18 protein-coding genes and 3 pseudogenes are annotated in these 21,160 nt (G+C 51.8%); 10 read left to right on the forward strand and 11 right to left on the reverse strand.

Annotated elements, in window-relative coordinates:
- The first annotated feature begins 29 nt into the window (after positions 1 to 29).
- The 4 genes and pseudogenes from FE783_RS04170 to FE783_RS39135 form a co-directional block, all read left to right on the forward strand.
- Positions 30 to 2,303, forward strand: a complete 2,274-nt coding sequence (locus tag FE783_RS04170) for a right-handed parallel beta-helix repeat-containing protein (RefSeq protein WP_138878067.1) — start codon at positions 30 to 32, stop codon at positions 2,301 to 2,303.
- 87 nt (positions 2,304 to 2,390) lie between these two features.
- Positions 2,391 to 2,984 carry a GyrI-like domain-containing protein gene (locus FE783_RS04175; RefSeq protein ID WP_158301605.1) on the forward strand — a complete coding sequence of 198 codons (594 nt, stop codon included), beginning with the start codon at positions 2,391 to 2,393 and terminating at the stop codon, positions 2,982 to 2,984.
- Between the two features lie 130 nt (positions 2,985 to 3,114).
- Positions 3,115 to 3,309, forward strand: a pseudogene (locus FE783_RS39130) (MerR family transcriptional regulator); the annotation flags it as partial.
- A 147-nt stretch (positions 3,310 to 3,456) separates the two neighbouring features.
- A pseudogene (locus FE783_RS39135) lies at positions 3,457 to 3,804 on the forward strand (response regulator); the annotation flags it as partial.
- 715 nt (positions 3,805 to 4,519) lie between these two features.
- Here the strand turns inward: FE783_RS39135 and FE783_RS38170 are convergent.
- The 3 genes and pseudogenes from FE783_RS38170 to FE783_RS04190 form a co-directional block, all read right to left on the reverse strand.
- Positions 4,520 to 4,795 carry a polysaccharide deacetylase family protein gene (locus FE783_RS38170; RefSeq protein WP_238402847.1) on the reverse strand — a complete coding sequence of 92 codons (276 nt, stop codon included), beginning with the start codon at positions 4,793 to 4,795 and terminating at the stop codon, positions 4,520 to 4,522.
- 90 nt (positions 4,796 to 4,885) lie between these two features.
- Positions 4,886 to 5,146 (reverse strand): annotated as a pseudogene (locus tag FE783_RS38905) (polysaccharide deacetylase family protein); the annotation flags it as partial.
- Positions 5,134 to 6,114, reverse strand: coding sequence for a CgeB family protein (locus FE783_RS04190; RefSeq protein ID WP_138878070.1), 981 nt, complete (start codon positions 6,112 to 6,114; stop codon positions 5,134 to 5,136). The pseudogene FE783_RS38905 and the gene FE783_RS04190, both read right to left, overlap by 13 nt.
- Before the next feature lie 81 nt (positions 6,115 to 6,195).
- Between FE783_RS04190 and pdaB the strand changes: the two genes are divergently transcribed.
- Positions 6,196 to 6,831 carry a polysaccharide deacetylase family sporulation protein PdaB gene (pdaB, locus tag FE783_RS04195; protein WP_158301607.1) on the forward strand — a complete coding sequence of 212 codons (636 nt, stop codon included), beginning with the start codon at positions 6,196 to 6,198 and terminating at the stop codon, positions 6,829 to 6,831.
- On the opposite strand, the gene FE783_RS04200 is transcribed toward pdaB, so the two are convergent.
- The 3 genes from FE783_RS04200 to FE783_RS04210 all read right to left on the reverse strand — a co-directional run bounded on the left by FE783_RS04200 (position 6,814) and on the right by FE783_RS04210 (position 9,253).
- Entirely contained in the window at positions 6,814 to 7,467 is a 654-nt protein-coding gene (locus FE783_RS04200; RefSeq protein WP_158301608.1) for a polysaccharide deacetylase family protein, read from the reverse strand. The two genes, pdaB and FE783_RS04200, sit on opposite strands and share 18 nt — an antisense overlap.
- Positions 7,468 to 7,493: 26 nt before the next feature.
- Entirely contained in the window at positions 7,494 to 8,474 is a 981-nt protein-coding gene (locus FE783_RS04205) for a CgeB family protein (protein WP_138878073.1), read from the reverse strand.
- 188 nt (positions 8,475 to 8,662) lie between these two features.
- Positions 8,663 to 9,253: a glycoside hydrolase family 75 protein gene (locus FE783_RS04210; protein WP_138878074.1), complete on the reverse strand. Its 591-nt coding sequence runs from the start codon at positions 9,251 to 9,253 to the stop codon at positions 8,663 to 8,665.
- Positions 9,254 to 9,668: 415 nt separating this feature from the next.
- On the opposite strand from FE783_RS04210, the gene FE783_RS04215 reads away from it, so the two are divergent.
- The 3 genes from FE783_RS04215 (at position 9,669) to FE783_RS04225 (ending at position 14,271) form a co-directional block, all read left to right on the forward strand.
- Positions 9,669 to 11,990, forward strand: a complete 2,322-nt coding sequence (locus FE783_RS04215; protein ID WP_158301609.1) for a glycosyl hydrolase family 28-related protein — start codon at positions 9,669 to 9,671, stop codon at positions 11,988 to 11,990.
- Between the two features lie 230 nt (positions 11,991 to 12,220).
- Positions 12,221 to 13,237 carry a Gfo/Idh/MocA family protein gene (locus FE783_RS04220; RefSeq protein ID WP_138878076.1) on the forward strand — a complete coding sequence of 339 codons (1,017 nt, stop codon included), beginning with the start codon at positions 12,221 to 12,223 and terminating at the stop codon, positions 13,235 to 13,237.
- A gap of 32 nt (positions 13,238 to 13,269) precedes the next feature.
- Positions 13,270 to 14,271: a Gfo/Idh/MocA family protein gene (locus FE783_RS04225; RefSeq protein ID WP_138878077.1), complete on the forward strand. Its 1,002-nt coding sequence runs from the start codon at positions 13,270 to 13,272 to the stop codon at positions 14,269 to 14,271.
- A 106-nt stretch (positions 14,272 to 14,377) separates the two neighbouring features.
- On the opposite strand, the gene FE783_RS04230 is transcribed toward FE783_RS04225, so the two are convergent.
- The 5 genes from FE783_RS04230 to FE783_RS04250 all read right to left on the reverse strand — a co-directional run bounded on the left by FE783_RS04230 (position 14,378) and on the right by FE783_RS04250 (position 19,134).
- Positions 14,378 to 15,592 (reverse strand): cation:proton antiporter, encoded by a 1,215-nt coding sequence (locus FE783_RS04230; RefSeq protein WP_138878078.1) that lies wholly within the window; start codon positions 15,590 to 15,592, stop codon positions 14,378 to 14,380.
- Positions 15,593 to 15,595: 3 nt separating this feature from the next.
- Positions 15,596 to 16,090: a cation:proton antiporter regulatory subunit gene (locus FE783_RS04235; protein ID WP_238402848.1), complete on the reverse strand. Its 495-nt coding sequence runs from the start codon at positions 16,088 to 16,090 to the stop codon at positions 15,596 to 15,598.
- A 280-nt stretch (positions 16,091 to 16,370) separates the two neighbouring features.
- Positions 16,371 to 17,267, reverse strand: a complete 897-nt coding sequence (locus tag FE783_RS04240) for an AraC family transcriptional regulator (protein ID WP_138878080.1) — start codon at positions 17,265 to 17,267, stop codon at positions 16,371 to 16,373.
- Positions 17,264 to 18,217 (reverse strand): AraC family transcriptional regulator, encoded by a 954-nt coding sequence (locus tag FE783_RS04245; RefSeq protein WP_158301610.1) that lies wholly within the window; start codon positions 18,215 to 18,217, stop codon positions 17,264 to 17,266. Before FE783_RS04245 ends, FE783_RS04240 begins: the two co-directional genes overlap by 4 nt.
- Positions 18,218 to 18,237: 20 nt before the next feature.
- Positions 18,238 to 19,134 carry a helix-turn-helix transcriptional regulator gene (locus tag FE783_RS04250; protein ID WP_138878082.1) on the reverse strand — a complete coding sequence of 299 codons (897 nt, stop codon included), beginning with the start codon at positions 19,132 to 19,134 and terminating at the stop codon, positions 18,238 to 18,240.
- 234 nt (positions 19,135 to 19,368) lie between these two features.
- Between FE783_RS04250 and FE783_RS04255 the strand changes: the two genes are divergently transcribed.
- Together FE783_RS04255 and FE783_RS04260 are read left to right on the forward strand one after the other, a co-directional pair.
- Complete coding sequence (locus FE783_RS04255) at positions 19,369 to 20,181, forward strand: sugar phosphate isomerase/epimerase family protein (RefSeq protein ID WP_138878083.1); 813 nt, start codon at positions 19,369 to 19,371, stop codon at positions 20,179 to 20,181.
- A gap of 26 nt (positions 20,182 to 20,207) precedes the next feature.
- Positions 20,208 to 21,158, forward strand: coding sequence for a sugar phosphate isomerase family (locus FE783_RS04260; RefSeq protein WP_138878084.1), 951 nt, complete (start codon positions 20,208 to 20,210; stop codon positions 21,156 to 21,158).
- Positions 21,159 to 21,160: the final 2 nt, after the last annotated feature.

The raw sequence follows: 21,160 nt of genomic DNA on the forward strand, positions 1-21,160 counted from the left end.
CGTTATGTTCAAAAGGGGGCGACAAAAAATTGAACATCTCGCACGATAGCCCGAACGGCAATAAGGCGGTGGAAGCGAAAACGCAGGGGACGGCGATGAGCAGAAGAAAGCTGCTCACCTATATCGGAACGACCGGTGCCGCGGCATTGCTTGCGGGTGCCTCGCTCGGCTTCGTGAACGGCACGGTGAGCGGGAACAAAAGCAGGCTGGATCAAGTGCTTCAGTCGGGCATCGTCGTATCCGCAACGATCGAGGAGCTCCGGGCAATGGCCGACCCGGACCCGCAGCATATTTATTATGTGACGGACAGAGGGCAGGAAGGGCAATTCGTCATCGATACCGACGACAAAATAACGAAGGACAATACCGGCACCGTGCTCGTCTCCGTTTCCGGCGCCAGGTTCAAGCGGCTGATGGATTCGCCTTATCTGAGCGTGAAATGGTTCGGGGCGAAGGGCGACGGTGAGAACGCCGACATGGCGCCGATTCAGTCTGCGATCGATGCGGCGTCCGCCCTCGGAGGAGGGACCGTCTTTTTCCCGCGAGGCACGTACATCGTCGCTCCTTCCGGACGAACGTTCATTTCATTGCGGGATAACGTCAACCTGCTTGGAGAAGGCACAAGCTCCATCATCAAAATAAAAGATAATGCCGGCGACTACGGCATGCTGTTCAGCGCCAATTCGGGCCAGCCGCTGAAAAATGTCCGAATCTCGCATCTGCTCATCGACCAGAATCCGAAAGGCAACCAGACGTGCAACATCGACCGGGCCAGAACCGATTCGCATTATTGGCAATTCGTCATAGGGCTGTACAATTATGAAAATATCGTGATCGACAACGTCGCCTTCGACCCGACTTGCGGCATCAATACGATAACGCTGAACAAGGTGACGGCCAAAAACGCCATGATTACGAACTGCCGGTTCAACTTCGTCATGGCCAAAGGCAACGGAGTGTATGACAATTCGGCGATCTATATTAACGGACGCAGCCATACGGTGTCGAACTGCCTGTTCTACGCCGCGCCAGACCAAAGGGCGAGAGGGGCGATCGAAACGCATACCGGGACGAGCGTCATTTCCAACAACGTCTCCGACGGCTATTATACGGGCATCAACCTGCAATCGAGCGAGACGAGCGGCGATCACAGCGATATGACCGTGACGAACAATACGATATCGAACGCCAATCAAGGGATTCAGTTCGGCCCGCGTTTCAAAATTCCGATCCGGAACGTCGTCATCTCGAACAATACGATTCATCTGGTGAACACCGTTCACAACCGCAATTTGACGACAGGCATCTCGTCGGCGGGAAGCTCGGAGGACGTCGGAGCGTTCGACAACATCACCATTACCGGCAATACGATCGTATTCCAGGAAGAATTGACCCTTCGGCCCGCCTTGACTACGTCCGCATATGGAATCGGCCTGTACAAGGAAGCGGACTATTCCAACGTACTCATCAGCAGCAATTTGATCCGAAACGCCCCTGTCACCGGCATCCGAATCGGAAGCGGCACCAAAACGGGGATATGCACGAACATCCACGTAACCGGCAACATGATCGTGAACGCCGGACATTATCCGACTCCGCACGAGCAGTTCCGGGCGGCGATTCATCTGCGTTCCACGATCAACGGAGCGGTCGTTTCGGGCAATTTCATTACGGATACGTACGACCAACCACTGGGGATGCAATCGATCCGGGCGGTCGACTCGGACGGCGCTTACACCGGCGTAACGGTCGTAGGCAACTGGGTAACGGCCAAGCAAGGAGGGCTGTGGCTCAATCTCAGCCCTTCGGTAACCGCGGATTCGCCTTTGGTCAAGACGTTGGCCGCTTACCCCCCTGCAGCCGGAACGTTCAATCAAGGCGAGATCGTGCTCATTAGCGGCCCGTCTCCGGTCAACGGTCAGACGGCTGTCGGGTACAAGGTTACGACCAGCGGCACGGCAGGTCAATTAAACGGAGTGACGGCGACCGGCGAGAGCGGCAAGCCTTATATCATCGTGACCGATTCGACGCAGTTGAAGCCGGAGCAGTGGATCCGGATCCAGACGGGCAATCAGCTCCATCGAATCGTCCGGGTTTCCGGTAACGAGGTGCGTCTGAACGCCAATTTGACCGCCGATGTATCGGCCCCGAGTCCGATCGCTTTCGCCGCGCCCGCATTTACTCCGTTTGCTTACGGAGGCAAGCCGTCGAGCGATGCCGAAGCAAGCCAAGCGAGCTATACCCGGCTTGAGCAGGAAATTTCTTTGCTTAAGGAGGTTTTGAGAAACAACGGTCTGCTGTAGTCGAAGACGGCATTTTCTATACACGCGAACATGTGTGTGCTATATTCAATGTATACGCTATTATTTGCTCTGTATGGAGGGACCGGGATGCCGATGCTCGTGAACGATAATCGAAAGTCATATCCGGATGTTTACAAATTGAAGGCCGGAGCGGCGGAAATCGTAACTATGCCCGCGCTGCAATTCATCTCGCAGGAAATGTACGGCAAACTGGGAGTAAGCGGACGACCCGAAGAGGGAGAATGGATCGTATGGAAAATCGTGAATCAGTTGAAGCGGTTGACGAAGAACATCCATCAATATAAATTTAAGCTGATGCCTCATGAGATCGTCTGGCATCGCCAGCACGACGACGAACATTGGTCTTATTCGATCATGATGCAAGTACCCGATTTGATTACGTTCGAGCTTTACGAGCAAGCACGCGCTTCCGTCTGTGCGCGCTACAAGGAGCAGGAAGTGCCCGAGACCCGTTTTGTCGGCATGGAGCAGGGGTTATGCGCACAGAAGCTCCATGTGGGGCCTTATCGGGAAACGTGGCGGACATTGCGCGAAATTGAGGCTCATGTGGAGGAACGGGGTTATCGCATCACCGGAGATCGCCGGGAGGTTTATTTAAATCAGCCGGGGTGCAATCCGACTGAGAAGTGGCAAACGATCGTAAGAGTTCCGATCGGTTAGAGGGAGTACGTGAGATGGATGCAAGCAGGTCGTCGATTCGGCGGCCTGCTTGTTTTTTTTCGCTTGACTCTGGAGCCGCTCCAAAGTGTAGAGTGTATGTATGTCAGATTTACGTACTCAGGAGGTACAAATGTACACGATCGGTGAACTATCGAAAATTGTCAAACTATCGGCCGATGCCTTGCGCTACTACGACGAGATTGGTCTTCTCAAGCCTCACCGTATCGATGAGGCTAGCAGGTATCGGTACTACAGTGCGGATCAGATAGGCCAGATTATCGCGATCATGGAATGGAGGCAATATGGCTATACCCTGGAGGAGATCAAGGAGCTTCTGCTTTGTACGGACGATACACAGCTTGAACAAATGATCCGATCCCGGATCGAGCAACTTTCAAACGATCAGGCACAAACCGCGCGATCCATCGAACAGCTTCATCAAAAACTGCGGAGATTGAATAGGGGGACGAGTATGGAGGAGAAAACGGTTCTGATCATTGACGATGCGCCGTTTATGCGCAAAGTACTGAAAGAGATTTTGGAGAAACAAGGATATGTTGCTGCCGGAGAAGCGGCCAATGGTGAATCGGGCGTTGCGCTGTATGCCGAGTTGAAGCCTGATCTCGTCATTGTGGATATCGGCCTTCCGGATATGGACGGAATCGAAGTTGTCCGAAAAATAAAGGAGTTGGACATCGGTGCGAAAATTGTCATGTGTTCTGCGAGAGGCCAAATTCGTACGATTTTGTCTAGTTTACAAGCAGGAGCGAGTCATTTTGTTGTCAAACCCTTTCATCAACAATCATTGCTGGAAGCGTTGGAATATACCCGGAAACACGATCAAGAGTACGATGCCGATACACTTCATGCTCTGAATAGCGATGAGCGGTTGTGTGTCTTAGAACGCAAAGTTACTCCTGAAACGGTCCATGCTTTGCTCACTCTTTGCAACCTGCGTCGGATTACCGCGGAAAGCCCGGAGTATTTGCAGTTTTGGAGCAATATCGGTTTCAAGGAGGAAGCGGTGTAGTCAGGCGGGATCGGCCTTCCGATTGATTCAACGATTAAAGGAAAAAATCGACCTTATTCATGTCATTTTGGATCCTGTCCAGTAAATAGAGGAAAAATTTTCATTTTATTATATAAGGACGAAATAACGAACTCCAATTTCCGCGAGCTTTTCCGCTTTTCTTCTGTAGGAATAAGCGATTGGACATGAGATTTTGGAGTAGAAGACATTTCGCAAAAGCTCCGAGAGGGAATGGGTATTGAAGCGGAAAGTTTACGGGCCGCCTTTGAAGTCGTGTTGTTACCGCCAAGTCTAATCAAGACAACACGACTTCAACAGCGGTTGGAGCTCAATACCCATTCCCTCCCAACGCGCTGACGTATGGGTTTACACACCAATAGACCGTCCGGGAACCGGACGGTTTATTTTATCCGGAGACTGCAAAGAAAGCTCTGGACGAACGGTCTTTCGTGGTGACGAGGCACAGTGCAGCATATTCACGACCCGAAAGGTTTCGTCTTTTATTTCATCGAAATCGAACGGTAAAAGAATGCTTCGTCAACGCCCGGAAAATAAAGCCTTGCCGTCTCAGCCCTTTGATTACAGCCGGCAAGCATCGGGGCGTATTCGGATTGAAATCGTGGAAAAGCACGATGATGTTATGTTTGTTTTTACTGCCTCGCAGCACGTTGCGAATCATAGCTTCCGTAGTGGGACGGGGGAGCTTGGAGTCACCGGACTCGACATTCCAATCGAAATATCGGTATCCTCGTCTCGTCATTACTTGGGTAACCTTGATCATCCGCGCACTATTCCCATACTCCGGATTCACCGCATTTGGGGAGCCCCCGGGAAATCGAAATATTTTCGGTTTTACATGGACGTATCGCTCCAACAGGGACTCCAACTTATGGAAATCCTTTACAAACGCCGGTATGGAGCTGTAAATGTCCCGATAATTGTGAGAAAACGTATGGTTGCCAATGGCATGACCTTCCCGCACCATTCTTTTATACATCCGTATTCCTTTAAAGGTACGATCGCCGAGGACAAAGAAGGTTGCCTTCACCCGGTGATCCCGCAACTGATCCAGGATTGCATTCGTATAACGCGCCGGGCCATCGTCAAAAGTCAGATAAGCTACTTTGATAATCCGGTCCTCCTAAGAATCGATAGCATGCGTTTTGCCCGATTCGTGTAATTATGTTTATCAACCGTGCGTCTCCCCTGCCTACGGATTCGTTCTCGAGCGGAAGGATGTTTCAGATAATGACGAACTAGCCGCACCGTATCGGCAGCCGAGGCAGACGCTGCAAAATCGCGTCCGGGTTTGCCAACCCGTCTGACCCCCGGTGTGTCGACAGTAAGAAGGAACCCGCCAGATCCTAATATTTCATAGGTTCGTTGGGTTACCATATCTCTATAATTTTGCAAGCCTAGCATGATATCGGAGGAACTATAAACTTGATTCGCGTTGAGGTAGGGCAACTTACCGTGTATCCAACCCCGCGGAATGGTTCTCCCCAAAACAGACTTCATCTTCTCCCAATCCGCCCCATAGAAATCTACCCGAATTCCCGCGTGCAGGAGCGGACGTACAAGCAGATTCAATGCCTTTCGTCGAAAATGCTTCGGATACCTGCTCAACACTTGAGGATAGGCATTCGCAACGACGGCAATCTTGTGTCTATACGTTTTCGTCGGCCTTACCCTGCGATGAATGCCCGGATCAAAACCAAAGTCGAGATGGGCTGTGCGGATGCCGAGCTTCCGGTAATACGCTGCGGTCCGGGCGGAAATGGTAAATACAAAATCCGGTTTCATTCTACGGATCAGCGGAAGTGTAAATTCTTTGGTGAAATTGGGATCCTCCGTTGACCAATAAATCAACGGAATACCCGAAATGCTGGCATATTTACGCATCCAGCGCTGCTTTTCCTTCGTATGCTCGGGGCCCCAGCCTACGGTTATCAGTAGTTGCGGCTTAAAGGAGGAAATCAATGTAGCTATTTTTTGCTTGGTCAAAGGACCTGAAATTTTGACGTTGTGACCCAAAGCACGCAATCCGTCAGGCAGCCCCCTTGACCAGATAGGCCCGCTTTCCAAAAAGAGAATTTTCATCGTAACTCCCCTTCGCAGGCCGCCGCACAGTCAGGCTATCCCGCTCTCGGAATATAATGCGTGTGAATGGAGGAGATCAGTTTGGATGACAGTGACGCTATTTACCGTATAACGAATAATAAGCGGAGTATCGCGCTCACATTCGATATCGGATGGGGAAAAAAGGTACCGGGACCCGTGCTGCGGGTGCTGCGGCAAAAAAACGTAAATAGGGCCACTTTTTTTTTGTCGGCCACTTGGGTGGCTAAATATCCCGGATTAGCACGCAGAATCCATTCCGCAGGTTATGAAATCGGCTCGCACGGTTATCTGCACGAAGACTTTACCAAACACAGCGATCATTGGATACGGGCCCAAGTAAAAAAAGCGGAACGGATCATACGAAACGTAACAGGAGTTCGGACCCGATTGATTCGGACACCTAACGGCAGTATCAATGGTAAGGTTGTAAAAAAACTGAGAACACTAGGCTATCGGAAGATCCATTGGAGCGTAGATTCACTGGACTGGACCAATCCAGGGAATGATGCCATCGTCAAGCGGGTGCTCTCCAGGACTAGATCCGGGGACATCATTCTTATGCATGCAAGTGATTCTGCAACTCAAACGGCGAAGGCCCTTCCGAAAATGATTGACGGATTGAGAGCCAAAGGATTTCGGTTCGTCACGGTTTCCGAACTAATAAACGGGCGATCAGGTTCATCCCGCGTTCCCTGATGATTTCCGGCCGGCTTTAGGACGGATCCTAGATAACAGTTCATTTACGGTTACTAATGTGTAACCCTTCTTTTTGATTCCATCCAGAATAATGGGTAAAGCTTTCAACGTCTGGGGCCAAGGGTCGCATCCATGAAGTAATAGGATCGCACCCGGATGCAGATGAGGAATCACTCGCCGAACGATTTTATTGACATTCTTGTATTTCCAGTCCAATGAATCCGTATCCCAATGGACAATCGTTTGCTTCATACGCAGCAGCTTCCGGATCACTCGCGAATCGAGGTCGCCGCTTGGCGTGCGAATCATATTGGTCTTGATTCCGGTTGCTTTGAGAATAGCCCGCTGTGCAGCTTTCACATCCCGCTCGATCCAAACATTCGAATGAGTCGTATAATCCTCATGACGATGGCCATGAGAAGCAATTTCATAACCCATCTTACGAATTCGTTTGGCTATGCCCGGATTGCGCTGCGCCCATTCTCCAGTAAGAAAAAAAGTCGCTTTTGTTACACCCTTCTTTTTCAATAATGAAAGTAATTGGACAGGAACCCGATTGCCGAAAGCCATATTGAAGGTTAAGGCGAGGATACGTTTTCGTGTGGGCACATTGTAGATAACGCGATTTACATCCATGTGTGATTCTTCTCTTTCTTTCATTGTCATTTTAGAATGCTGCGTTTCTTTAGCTCAAGGATCATCCGGATCGCACGATGCTTGTAAGAATGCTTTGCCACAGCCTTTATGCCGGCTTTACGAATTTGTTCCCTTTTATCGGGGTGTTTAAGATAATACCGGACAAGACGTACCGTTTCTTGCGGCGACCTTGTGACAACAAGGTGTTTTCCAGGCTTAAAAAGCCGGCGTATTTCCGGTGTATCGCTTGTCAGCAAAAATCCTCCCGACCCGAGGATTTCATAAGTTCTTTGCGTTACTTGCTTTAATTGGTTTTGAGGACCGATTATAATTTTCGCGGAGTTGTAAGCCTTATAAGCATCTTGGTAGGGCAAATAACCATGAATCCACTTGGCGGGAATCTGAACACCCAATATAGGTTTTATGTCTTCCCACTGTTTTCCCCAAAAATCGACCCTGATTTTCCTTTTGACCAGCGGACGGATCAGGTTGCTCAAGGACTTGATGCGATAATGACGAGGATATTCTTTTAAGATTCGGGAATAGCCATTGGCCACGACAGCGATATTGCTGCGAAACCTCGCTTGTTCTCTCCCGCACCTATGAACATTCCGATGGTAGCCGAAATCTGAATGAGCTGCGGGAATGCCCATTTTCTCGTACTTCTTTACCATGTCACGGCAAATGGTAAATACAAAATTCGGTTTGACCGCTTTTACGTACGGGAGGGTAAAGGTGTCATGGTGCGTAGGATCTTCCGTTGCCCAATAGACGTGCGGAATGCCAGATCGGCCGACATAGCGTCGAATCCATTTTTGTTTATGGGGATCATGCTCGTCAGTCCAACCCATAGTAATGATTAAATGCGGCCGAAAATGAGCTATCAAGCGGGGAAGCTTATTTCTCGTAAGAGGACCGGACACTTTCACCTGGTGCCCCGCATCCCGGAAACCATTGGGGAGGCCATAAATCCACATGGGATGGTTTTCCAAAAACAGTACCCTCAAGCCGGTAACCTCCTGTTGTTACAGTTCACAGTCATAGCCCGTATCCTATACGCCTTGAGCATAAAATAGCTTATGCGCACAGATTACAAAGGAAAGTTGTCCGTTCGCTGCAGGCGATGCCTATATTTGGGCAGAAACACAATAGGCCGGACTCTCGAAGGCCCGGCTTTATGGCATAATAGGTTCAACTAACATGTTCTTACCTTTTTTAAAAGTCGAATCCCTCCCCATTCCCTGAACAGCCGTTGCGTTTTTCTTATAATTTCCCTTCGGGAAGGTATGTGCCCATTCCCCCTTCCGGACTTCGGGAAAACTAAATAGATTACATTTTCACGATTCCCTGTTCCGCCGGTTCTCGGATTCGGGTTGATGCCCAGCGCTCTAGCCAATGCAATAGATCCTTCGCCAAAACCATTATTAACATCCGCGTAAACGGCAAAAGCCACTCTTCCGTTCCTCGTGTTATACACTACGGCCATGTCTCCTAAAACCGCACCAAAATTTTTGTTTTTAGGTAAAACGATATACGGGATTTTCTCCGCATTTACATATGCGTTTGGATCGGTAAAACGCTTGTTAAAATCACTAAGAGATGTTCGGGAAACATAAAAGCCCGGGGCGGGATCGGTTCTTTTTTGTATGACCGGCTTTCCCGAAGGCTTATCGTTATGAGTGACAATCGCTACCCAATGCCCGGGTCTGCCAGCGAAACGTAAATCGTCAAGCCCCGTATTTTGGGGGTTGTAGGCGCGGGGGGAACCATCCGCATCAATGTCCATATTGCTGCGATAAAAAAATGCGGGAGGTTTATGCCCGGGAATCGTATAAACGTATATTTTATGATTTAATCGGTTTACAGCTTCACCTATTCTACGTAACTTAACTGCGTTAAGGAATAATTTTCTACTTATAATAGATCACTCCTTCCGTTAAGAACCTTCATGACCCATTATATTTGTATTTGGGAACAAGGTTCCAAGCAGGGGAGAAGGAAGAAAGTACCGTCGGATTATTGTGCAAAATTTATGAACGATTGTACAAAATGATGTATAAAAAAAACGATGAATCCTACAAAGATTTCAGCGCTCAACCGCGATATGATAACGATAACGGCGCCGAATGAAAGCGCTTACGGACGGAACGTGCATAAGGCGCGGCTGCAATCGAATTCATAGATCGAAGGAGGGATTAATAATGACACGACATGAGCAAGTTGACGGAATGGAAAGGTTGGAAGCAATCGGGACGGAATGGGTGGAAAGCAAAATGATCAGCCGACGGAAGCTGATCGCGTCCGCGGGAATGGCCGGGGCGGCGGCACTGCTGTTTAATACGATGATGGGAAGCGCGAACGCGAAAGATAAGGCGCATGGCACCGTGAATGGCCAAGTATACGGAGAGGGCGTTCCCGAGCTTGAATCTTTGCTGGAGCTGGACTTCGTGATCGCCACGACGATCGCGGAGCTGAGAGCGAACACGGCTCCCGAGCTCGATTACGTGTGCTTGATCACCGATAAAGGTCAGGAAGGGCATTACTTATACGACGCCGCGGATACGACTTCGGCCGATAATACCGGAACCGTGCTTGTAACGGCTTCCGGCGCCCGCTACAAGCGTTTGCTGGAGTCGCCGTATTTGAATGTCAAATGGTTCGGTGCGAAGGGCGACGGGGCGTCGGACGACATGGCCTTCATTCAGAAAGCGCTGGATACGGCGAATGCCAGGGGCGGAGGCACCGTGTTTTTTCCGAAAGGGACCTATATCGTCTCGCCTTCGGGAAGCACGAGAATCAATTTGCGCAATGACGTGCATCTGCTTGGCGAAGGGACGAGTGCGGTCATCAAGGTAAAGGATAATGCAGGAGACTACGGGATGATTTTCGGGTCCAACAACTCGGGGGTACCGCTCAAAAACGTCCGCATCTCCAATCTGCGCGTCGATCAGAACCCGCAAGGCAACCAAACGTGCAACATCGATTCGTCAAGGACGGATTCGTATTATTGGCAGTTCGTCGTCGGGTTGTACAATTATGAAAGTATCGTCATCGATAATGTGACGTTCGATCCGACCTGCGGAATCAATACGATTACGCTCAACAATATTAACGCCAAGAACGCCACGATTACGAACTGCAGGTTCAACTTCGTTATGGCCAAAGGCGACGGTTCTTACGATAACTCGGCCATTTACTTGAACGGACGAAGCCATACCGTCTCGAACTGCATCTTCTACGCCGTGCCGGGTCAGAAGGCGAGAGGAGCGATCGAAACCCATACGGGTACGAGCGTCATATCCAATAACGTATCCGACGGCTACTATACGGGCATCAACATCCAATCCAGCGAATCTAGCGGGGATCACAGCGATATGACCGTCACGAACAACACGATCTCCAATGCGAATCAAGGCATCCAGTTCGGGCCGAGAACGACGCATCCGATCAAAAATGTCGTAATCTCGAACAACACGATCCATTTGATCAATACCGTGCATCTGAGAAACTTGACGACCGGCATATCCACCGCCGGAAGCTCGGTCGATGCGGCCGACTACGAGAATATTACGGTCACCGGCAACACGATCGTCTTTCAAGAGGAATTGACGCGGCGCACAACGCTAAACGAAGGGGCGTACGGGATCGGCTTTTACAAGGAGAGCAATTATACGAACATTGTCGTCAGCAACAATGTGATCAAAAATGCGCCCGTCACCGGCATCCGGTTCGGCAGCAACAGCAAAGTCGGCGTTTCCACCAATATTCAGATTACGGGCAACATGATCGTGAACGCCGGACATTATCCGGCCCCGAGCGAGCTGTACCGTGCCGCCATCTTGCTGCGTTCCACGGTGAAAGGCGCCGTCATATCCGGCAATTTCATATCCGATACGTTCGATAATGCGCAAGGGCTGTTTTCGATCCGGGTTAACGATTTCGACGGCACGTTCTCGAATGTGTCGGTTACGAACAATTTAATCACGGCCAAGCAAGGAGGGCTTTGGTTCAGCGTCAGTCCTTCTTCCACGACGGACCTCCCGCTGCTGAAAACGTCCGCCTCTTCGCCGCCTGCGTCGGGAACGTTCAATCAAGGGGAAATCGTCATGGTGACGGGGACGTCCGTAACACCCGGACAATCGCCCGCCGGCTATAAAGTAACGGGTACCGGTACGGCCGGAACGTTAACAGGCGTTACCGCGACCGGGGAAATCAATAAGCCGTACATAACGGTCAATGATCCGACGCAGCTCAAGCCCGAGCAGTGGATCCGGATCGCAACCGGCAATCAGCTGAGGCGCATCGTGCGAATATCCGGCAATGAGGTGCGATTGAACGCATCCTTGACGACTGACGTTCCGACGGCGAGCGCCGTCAGCTTCGCCGCACCTTCATTCCTCGCTTTCGGAAGCATAGGGAAGCTATCCGCCATTTCCGACACGACCGGGGCTACACTGGCGGCTCTTGAAGGGGAAGTGAATTTGCTCAAGCAGGCAATGCGCAATTATGGGGTATTGTCTTAATGGTTGCTTAAAGATGGATGACGGCAGGCCGATCGGTACCGTTTACCCGGTGCGATTTTCCTGCCGTTTTCCATTGTGCTGCCTAATAAGATGTGCAAACTTTTCGTACGATTGTCCAAACGATAATGCAAAAACTTCGATCAATCCGCTAAATCTTTTGCAAGACCCGCTGTGTATAGTTACGGTAGCACATATCATGCGAAACGAACCTTATATGGAGGACAAGGTACATGTCGGTACGTTTTGGAATCTACGGTTGTCAGCACGGCCACATCGCGACTTTTATGAAAGAAATGTCGGAGCTCGGAGCGGAGTGCGCAGGAATATATGAACCGGAGCGCAACGCCCTGTCCCGGAGGCTGGCGGAACAGTATGGCATTCCGCTTCTGGAAAGCGCTATACCGCTCACGGACGAGTCGATCTCGATTATAGGCTCGTCCGCCGTCAATAACGAGAAAATCGGCGTCATCGAATGGTGTGAGAAGCACGGAAAACATATTATGCTCGACAAACCCGTCGTGACTAGCCGGGAAGGACTCGAATCGTTGGAGAAAGCAGCCGCCGGCGGGCGGATTCAGATAGGAATGCTGTTAACCGAGCGGTTCCGTCCGGCTATAGCGGCCTTGAAGCGGAATATCGATGCCGGGGTGCTCGGGAATATAGTCAGCATCACGATGCGCAAGCCGCATAAGCTGACGCCGGCATCCAGACACGAATGGCACTTTTCCAAAGAGCGCAACGGGGGAATCATCGTCGATTTGTTCGTTCACGATTTCGATTTGCTCCGCTGGCTGACCGGGCAAGAAGTTAAGGCCGTCCAAAGCTTGCTTGCCAAAAATATAATGCCGGAGCACCCGACCTTTTATGACACGGCATGCGCTCAAGTACTTATGGGCGGAGGAACGATGGCGCAGCTGTACGCGGACTGGCATACCCCGGATAAAAGCTGGACATGGGGTGACTGCCGCATTTTCGTTACCGGCACCCAAGGCAGCGCAGAGCTGCGTCTAAGCGGAGATCCGTCAATCGTCCCGAACGAGGAGCTATACTTCCAGATTACGCATGGAGAGCCGTTCGTCCGTATTATTCCGGAAGCTGTACCCGTGTCGATTACGCAAGACTTTATGAATCGGATCGAAGGCAAAGCGAGCTTGCTGACGCATCGGGACGTTATCGAAGCGAGCCGGGCTGCTCTGCTCGCGGACGAGAATGCGAACAGAGTAGATTTAATAAATTTAATGGCATAAATGATTAATGACATGAAGGGTGAGGTCATCGAATGAGCGAGCGCAAAGCGCGTTTTGCCGTCGTCGGCTGCGGCGGAATTTCTTTCAGCCATTTTATCGGAATCGAACGGGCCGAAGAGGCCGAACTGGTAGCCGTATGCGACGCGAACGAGAACAGAGCGGAAGAATTCGGGATCAAGCATAACGTGAAAGCTTATACCGATTACGAAAAGCTGCTGGCCGATCCCGATATCGATGTCGTCTGCCTGTGCACGCCGAGCGGGATGCATGCGGAGCAGACGATTATGGCCGCGGAGGCGGGGAAGCATATCGTCTGCGAGAAGCCGATGGCGATCAAGCTGTCCGATGCCGATCGGATGGTCGAAGCTTGCGAAGTAATGGGCGTCAAGCTCGCTACCATATTTCCGCGCCGGATGTCGCCGGCGTCGCGGTTCGTGAAGAAGCTGCTGGACGACGGCAAGCTCGGGAAGCTGAGCTTGTGCTCGGGCTATGTGAAGTTTTATCGCGACCAGAACTATTACGACAGTGCCGGCTGGCGCGGGACGTGGGCGATGGACGGCGGCGGGGCGATGATGAACCAAGGCATCCATACGATCGATCTGCTTCAATGGTTAGCCGGTCGGGTCGAGTCGCTGCACGGTTATGCCCGCAGCGTGCTTCGAAACATCGAGGTGGAGGATACGGCCGTAGTAACCCTTCAGTTCAAGAGCGGCGCCCTCGGATCGATCGAAGCGACGACGACGGCATACAAGCAGCCGGATCATCGGATCGTCCTTCATGGCGATAAAGGGACGATCGTGCTTACCGGCGATGAAATCACAACGCTGGATATTATCGGGGAGACAGTGGAAATTCCCGCCTTCGAACCGTTTAGCGTCGTACCGGACGGCCATGCCGTACAAATCCGCGATATGGCGCTCGCCGTGCTGCACGATCGTCAGCCGGTCGTTACCGGCCGCGACGGGAAGCACTCGCTTGAGATTATTCTCGGCACGTACGAATCGCATCGGAGTCACCGCGAAATTTTATTTTAGACATCGTGCGCATAAGCACATACGCCAAACACCCCATCATAACGAAGCTTGCTTCGGGAGGATGGGGTCTTTGGCATGCTAAGAAACGGGAGCGCTCCCAATAAGGCTACGCTTGTTCCTTGCTCCTATCGCGTTTCAACCGGGCGTAACTCTTCCCGGCCCAGACATAGATCGATTTCGATTCTTTGGCCAGAATCGGGCCGAGGACGGCCAGGATCAGGACATACAGCACGGCGAATGACTGGATGGCCGGCATCAAGCCGCCGGCTTTGCCGATATTCGCCATAATGATCGAGAATTCGCCTCTAGCGACGAGCGTGAAGCCGACATTCAAGGAAGCGCGGGGAGAAATGCCGGAGAGCCGTCCGGCGATCGCCCCGGCCAAGCCGTTGCCGATGATCGTCAACAATACCGCGAGGAGCGCCATGCCGACCGCTCCGCCCAATGTCGCAGGCTCGATCGTCAAGCCGAAGCCGAAGAAGAACACCGCTCCGAAGAAATCGCGGAACGGAAGCACGTGATGCTCGATCCGCTTCACATGTCTGGATTCCCCGAGCACGAGACCGATCATTAAGGCGCCGATCGCTTCGGCGACGTGCAGCGTTTCCGAGAAACCGGCGACCAGAAACAGCATCGTCATGACGAGCAGCAGAAAAAGCTCGGACGATTGAATATTCAGAGCGATATCGATATAGCGAATGATTTTTCTGCCGATCATGAGAAACACGACGATAAACAGAAGGGCGGTCAGCGAAATAAGGAGCACTCCGGCTAGCGATGTCGCCCCGCTCAATACGAGGCCGGTCAATATGGAGATGTGCACGGCGATGAACAAATCGTCGAACATGATCATCCCCATAATGAGCTCCGTCTCCGGATTCGCTGTCCGCTTCAAATCGACAAGCACCTTAGCGACAATGGCCGTAGATGAGCTGGTCATGATGCCGCATACGACGAGCGTTTCCTTGAGCGGCAAATCCATTACCCAGCCGAGCAGAAGACCGGATACGAAATTGATCGCGACGTAGAAAGAACCTCCGACAAGAATCGCTTTGCCGGATTTCATCAGACGTTTAACGGAAAATTCCAGTCCCAAATAAAACAGCAGAAACAAAATACCGAGACGCCCCATAAAGTCGATAAAGGCCGAGCTTTCGATAAAACGAAGGTCGATGATCCAGAAATGGGGCGCATGCGGACCGACGGCCATACCGATCAAAATATAGAAGGGGATGACCGAAAAGCGGAGCTTGGCGGAAATAAGCCCAACGATCGTAATCAGCGCAATGGCGAGACCGACTTCGAATATGAGCATATCCATCGGTTATAGGCTCCCGTGCAGCAGCAGCCGCTTCAATTCCTTCAGCTGCATGCGCTCTCCGGCAACGACCAAGGTCGATCCTGCGGTAAACACGTAGTCCGGCCCCGGATTCATGCATTTCTTCTGATTTTTCTCCGTCACGGCGATAATGGTCGCTCCGGTTTGCCTGCGGATGTCCAATTGTCCGATCCGGCAGCCGATGCACCGCGATAACGGTTCGATCCGCACCCATTCGATAATCAAATCGTCGAGCACCATCTCCTGGTTATCCGCGAGCTTGGGTTTGTAAGCGATACCCGAGACGATGGCGGCGACGGTGCGGGCCTCTTCATCGTCCAGCGTTACCATGGAAAGCACTTCATCGGGGTCATCGGGGTTCATGTGAAACAAATCACGCCGATTATCGTTATGCACGACGATGACGAGCTTCTCGCCACTGCGCGTATCCAGACAAAACTTGCGGCCGATGCCCGGCAAATCCGATTCTCTAAGGTTCACTGTATAGTTTGCCTCCCTTCCAAGCTTCATTCGGTCTCCCTCTACGGCGTTCCGGCGGTTTCATGTCGAATCCCTCCCTGTAGAAATAGACCTCTGGTCGGAGGTCTTACTGCAAGTGTACCAGACCCGGAAAATAAGTCTACTCCCCAAGGCGGAAAGTTGTGCAAATATTGTGAATGATCGTGAAAAAGACGAAGGGGGAAGAGGAAGCGGAAGAGGATAAGTTTATTTGCGGGTACAAGAGCACAAACAAGTAGGCAATCGGGTGAAGACGGGGCGGTTAATCGGTAATTTGCTTGAAAAGCCTTTCCCGCAGTACTTTGGCATATTCCGAAGGGGTCATCCCCGTCGTTTTCTTGAACTGCCGCGAAAAATAATGGAGGCTGTTGTAGCCGAGCAGCTCGGAAATTTCCGTCAAATTGTAGCTGTTCTGGCGGATATGCTCCTTCGCCTTGTCGACCTTCAGCCGGTTCCAATATTCGAGTACGCCGCAGTCATATTTAGCCTTGAACAATACGCTCAGGTGCGTCCTTCCGACGGAGAACGTTTCGCATAAATGCGCGAGGGTCAAGTTGCCGATCAAATGATCCTTCATATAAGCGGTTACTTTATCGATCAGCTCGACCTCTTGTCTTTCTTTCATGATCGACGCACGCTGTTTTTTCTCCTTCAGCACCTCCGCTTTGCGGATCAGCTGGAGGAGCAGCAACTCCAGGTATAGGACGAACAGCTGCTCGCTCCCGAACGGCGATTCGCTTTGTCTGGACAATTTGCCCGCGACCGGATTGGGACCGAACGTGTTCCAGCCCTCCTTCATGAGAAGGGAGACGGTCGCGATTTCTTCGTTTCCAAGATGAAATCGTTTGTTTTCCGCGAAAAAGCTTAAGGCGGGGGAGCTGCATTCGAACGTTACGATGTACATATTGGCCGCGATTTTCCCGTTCGAGCTGGGGCGGTGGAACTCGTTCGGCTCGTATACGAGCATGTCTCCCTGCTTCAGTTCATAAACGCTCGTATCGGTGCTGACGCTTAATTCCCCGCGGTCGATGTAAACAAGCTCCCAGAAATCGTGCCGCTCTCCCCGATGCCAGTAGTTTTTGGCCAACTCGAAATAATGGCAGGAAATCAGCTTGTCGATCACAATATCCCGCGTAATCGGGTACCGCTTCAACATCATAGCGATCCAAGCTCCTCTCCGGATAATAACGGTAACGTGGTTTGACCTCGTTCGATAGGAAAACGACTCGCGTCAAGGCGCGATAACTTCTTCGCATATTCCGAAGGGTTCATGTCGGTCGCTTTCTTGAAATGGCGCGAGAAGTAATGGAGACTGCTGTAACCGAGCAGCTCGGATATTTCGGTCAAATTGTAGACGCCCTCGCATATAAACGTCTTGGCGCGGTTGATTTTGAGCTTGTTCATGTACTCGATCGCGCCGCAGCCGACTTTGGCCTTGATCATGATGCCGATCTGCGTACGTCCGACGGCGAATTGGTCGCAAAGTTCGTCCAGCGTCAAATTTTCGTCCAAATGCTCGTTCATATATCGGATAATCTTATCGGCGGTGCCTTCCTCCTGTTTGTTCCGCGGAACAGGCGTCGGCGTTATTGGATTCTCCTTGCAGCCGGAGCGGATCAAATGAATGAGCAGCGTCTCCAGATGCGCCTTGAACAGCTGCTCGCTGCCGAACGGGGCATCCTCGCGCGGACACAAGATGCGGTTGCCGCCGACCGGGTACGGACCGAATGAATTCCAGCCCTCCTCCATCAACCGGGTCAGAACAAGCTTTTCTTTCTCGCCCGGATGGAACAGCTTGTTGCGATGAAAAAAAGACATCGGCTCGGAATCGCATTCGAAGGTGACGATGAAAATGTTCGGGGGTACTATTCCGTTGCTTCTCGGACTGTGAAATTCGTTCGGCTCGTATACGAGCATGTCTCCCTGCTTCAGCTCATAATCGCTCGTATCGGTGCTGACGCTCAATTCCCCTCGGTCGATGTAGACAAGCTCCCAGAAATCGTGCCGCTCCCCCTGGTGCCGGTAGTTTTTGGCCAGCTCGAAATAATGGAAGGAAATCAGTTTGTCGATCACAATATCCCGCGTAATCGGGTACCGATGCAAATTCATAGTCGCATTATGCTCCTCCATTACCTGGTAATCCGCCGATATCCTCTCGATAACGTCTTCGCATATTCCGAAGGGGTCATGTTGGTCGCTTTCTTGAAATGGCGCGAGAAATAGTGGACGCTGCTGTAGCCGAGCAGCTCGGATATTTCGGTCAAGTTGTAGACGTCTTCGCGTATATGCATCTTGGCCCGGTCGATTTTGAGCTGGTTCATATACTCGATCACGCCGCAGCCTACTCTTTTCTTGAACATGATGCTGATCTGGGTTCGTCCGATCGCAAATTGGTCGCACAGATCGTCAAGCGTCAAGTTGTCGCCCAAATGCTCATTCATGTATTTGATGATTTTATCGGCGGCGCCGGATTCCTGATTGTCCCGCGGGACGGGCGTCGGCGTAACTTTTTGCTCCTCGTAGCCGGTACGGATCAAATGAATGAGCAGCGTCTCCAGATGCACCTTGAACAGCTGCTCGCTGCCGAACGGAGCGTCCTCGCGAGGATACAAGATCCGGCCGCTGCCGAGCGGGCTCGGACCGAACGAATTCCAGCCCTCCTCCATTAGGTGAGTCAGAACGAGCTTCTCCTTCTCGCCCAGGTGGAACAGTTTATTGCGAAGAAAGAACGACATCGGCTCGGATTCGCATTCGAAGGTGACGACGAATACGTTCGGAGATACTTTTCCGTTGCTTTTCGGACTGTGGAACTCATCGGGCTCGTGGAACAGCAGATCGCCCTGCTTCAGGTTGAAATGGCCGAAATCGGTATCGATTTCGATCTCGCCTTTGTCCACATAATAAATTTCCCAGAAGTCGTGCTTTTCGCCCGCGTACTTGTAATTTTTCGACAGCTCGAAATAATAGCAGGAAATTAACTTGCGGATTTGGATGTCTTCGCGTATTTCATATCGTGGGAACCGCATAGTCCGTTGTCTCCCTTTCTGTTGGAAACGTTATCTTTTTTCTTCATTCAACGCGAAATCGAAAAATCCTTTCTTCGACTGCCGGAGATTTGTACAGATGCATAATAATGCAAATATACCGGACGATTGTGTAAAAGATGGTGCAAAAAAGTCGTTTCATCGTCTAAAGATCGGCATTCCTATCCACGGTATGATAACGGTATCACGCGATCATGAGAAGGAGGGCGCTATCCGATGGAAATCGGCGTCGTCAATATTTTGAAAAACAACGGAAACTGCTTCGAGCATGTGAGCCAATTCGGCTTGAACGTCTGTCAGCTGATCGGCTGGAATCCGGAGCTGTGCACGCCGGAAATCGCGGACAATGTGCTGCGCGAATCGGAGAAGCACGGCGTGCGCATATGCGCCATGTGGGGCTGGGTGGCCGGGCCGGGCAAATGGAACTTCACGGAAGGACCGGTTACGCTCGGTCTCGTGCCGGAAGAGTACCGGGAGGAGCGGGTCCGTACGCTGAAAAACTGGGCGGACTTCGCCAAGCGGGTCGGTGCCCCGGCACTTGTGACGCACTGCGGCTTCATTCCGGAAAATATGACGGATCCAAACTATGAGGGCGTCGTGGCCGCCATTCGGGAAGTCGCTCAATATTGCGAAGGCTTGGGGCTCGGCTTCTGGTTCGAAACCGGCCAGGAAACTCCGGTCGTACTGCTCCGGACGATCGAACGGGTAGGAACGTCCAACTTGGGCATCAATCTCGACCCGGCCAACCTGATTTTGTACGGCAAAGGCAATCCGATCGATGCACTCGACGTGATCGGACCTTACGTGCGTAACGTCCATGTGAAGGACGGGCTTTATCCGACTAACGGCGACCTGCTGGGCAAAGAAATGCTCGTAGGCACGGGTAAAGTGAATTTCCCCGAATTTTTGGCGAAGCTTCGCTCGATCGGGTACGACGGCGAGTTGATCATCGAACGGGAAATTTCCGGCGAGGAGCAAGCGCGGGACATTCGCGCCACGATCGACAATTTGAATAAATGGCTGGCTTGACCGGCCCGACAAGGAGGCAGCAGAGCATGAATTTGTTCACGACATTGGAAGGCTCGCTCATGGAGCAATTTTTCCCGAAGGGCTGGGATTTGCAAAAGATCGACCGCTGCGCAAGCTTGAAGCCGCAAGAGGCGCTGAAGCGCAGTGAGCACTGGAGTCCGGAATTCCGTCCGGTCCCTTGCACAAGTCTCGAGCAGTTCGACACATACATGGGTCATGAGATCGCTCTCCTGATCAAACAGACGCGAGACCGCGGGGAGAAGCTGGCGATCATCTTACCGGTCGGCCCGATGGGCATGTACAAGTGGACCGTCTATTTCCTGAAAGCGTGGAATGTGAGCGCTTCGCACGTATACGGCTTCAATATGGACGAATGGAGCGACGCGGAAGGGAATACGCTTCCTCCGACGAATCCGGGGGCGTTCCAATATGCGATGGAAAACAGCTTCTATGAGCTGCTGGGCGACTTGACCGTTCCGGTATCGCAGCGAAATTTCGCTACCAAAGAAAATTTGCCGACTTATGCGGACAAAATCGCCAAGCTGAAAAGCGAAGGCGCAAAGCTTGCCGTCGTCTACGGCATCGGCCGCGTATTCCATATCGCCTTCTGGGAGCCTCATTTCGCAGGCGAATACGGCTCCGAGCAGGAATGGCGCGCAGCTACGCATCGTATCGCCGCCAAGCTGCATCCGCTGACGATCGAGCAAAATGCGATTACGAGCTTCAAGAGCCGGACGACGCTCGTGCCGTGTTATGCCAATACGATCGGACCGGGACTGTTCCTGCAGGCCGACTATGCGATCGGAGGAGCGGATGGAGCGCTTGGACGCGGGATGATGTGGCAGGGGATGTCATTGCTCACGACTCTGCAATACGGCCCGGATCCGTGGGTGCCGTCCAGCTACATGCCGACTTTGCCCGGGAAGTTGTTTTTCCTGAATGAGCTGGCCGGACCGCTCGAGCCCGAATTGAATTGACC

It is taken from the genome of Paenibacillus mesophilus, from assembly GCF_005938385.1.
Taxonomy (GTDB): Bacteria; Bacillota; Bacilli; order Paenibacillales; family NBRC-103111; genus Paenibacillus_AB; species Paenibacillus_AB mesophilus.

What these genes read in the sequence shown, in the direction of transcription:
- FE783_RS04175 (WP_158301605.1), top strand. Translation starts at nt 2,391, where the DNA reads ATGCCGATGCTCGTGAACGATAATCGAAAGTCATATCCGGATGTTTAC.
- FE783_RS38170 (WP_238402847.1), bottom strand. Translation starts at nt 4,795, where the DNA reads ATGATCAAGGTTACCCAAGTAATGACGAGACGAGGATACCGATATTTC.
- FE783_RS04190 (WP_138878070.1), bottom strand. Translation starts at nt 6,114, where the DNA reads ATGAAAATTCTCTTTTTGGAAAGCGGGCCTATCTGGTCAAGGGGGCTG.
- FE783_RS04200 (WP_158301608.1), bottom strand. Translation starts at nt 7,467, where the DNA reads ATGGATGTAAATCGCGTTATCTACAATGTGCCCACACGAAAACGTATC.
- FE783_RS04210 (WP_138878074.1), bottom strand. Translation starts at nt 9,253, where the DNA reads ATGGACATTGATGCGGATGGTTCCCCCCGCGCCTACAACCCCCAAAAT.
- FE783_RS04215 (WP_158301609.1), top strand. Translation starts at nt 9,669, where the DNA reads ATGACACGACATGAGCAAGTTGACGGAATGGAAAGGTTGGAAGCAATC.
- FE783_RS04220 (WP_138878076.1), top strand. Translation starts at nt 12,221, where the DNA reads ATGTCGGTACGTTTTGGAATCTACGGTTGTCAGCACGGCCACATCGCG.
- FE783_RS04225 (WP_138878077.1), top strand. Translation starts at nt 13,270, where the DNA reads ATGAGCGAGCGCAAAGCGCGTTTTGCCGTCGTCGGCTGCGGCGGAATT.
- FE783_RS04230 (WP_138878078.1), bottom strand. Translation starts at nt 15,592, where the DNA reads ATGGATATGCTCATATTCGAAGTCGGTCTCGCCATTGCGCTGATTACG.
- FE783_RS04240 (WP_138878080.1), bottom strand. Translation starts at nt 17,267, where the DNA reads ATGATGTTGAAGCGGTACCCGATTACGCGGGATATTGTGATCGACAAG.
- FE783_RS04245 (WP_158301610.1), bottom strand. Translation starts at nt 18,217, where the DNA reads ATGAATTTGCATCGGTACCCGATTACGCGGGATATTGTGATCGACAAA.
- FE783_RS04250 (WP_138878082.1), bottom strand. Translation starts at nt 19,134, where the DNA reads ATGCGGTTCCCACGATATGAAATACGCGAAGACATCCAAATCCGCAAG.
- FE783_RS04255 (WP_138878083.1), top strand. Translation starts at nt 19,369, where the DNA reads ATGGAAATCGGCGTCGTCAATATTTTGAAAAACAACGGAAACTGCTTC.
- FE783_RS04260 (WP_138878084.1), top strand. Translation starts at nt 20,208, where the DNA reads ATGAATTTGTTCACGACATTGGAAGGCTCGCTCATGGAGCAATTTTTC.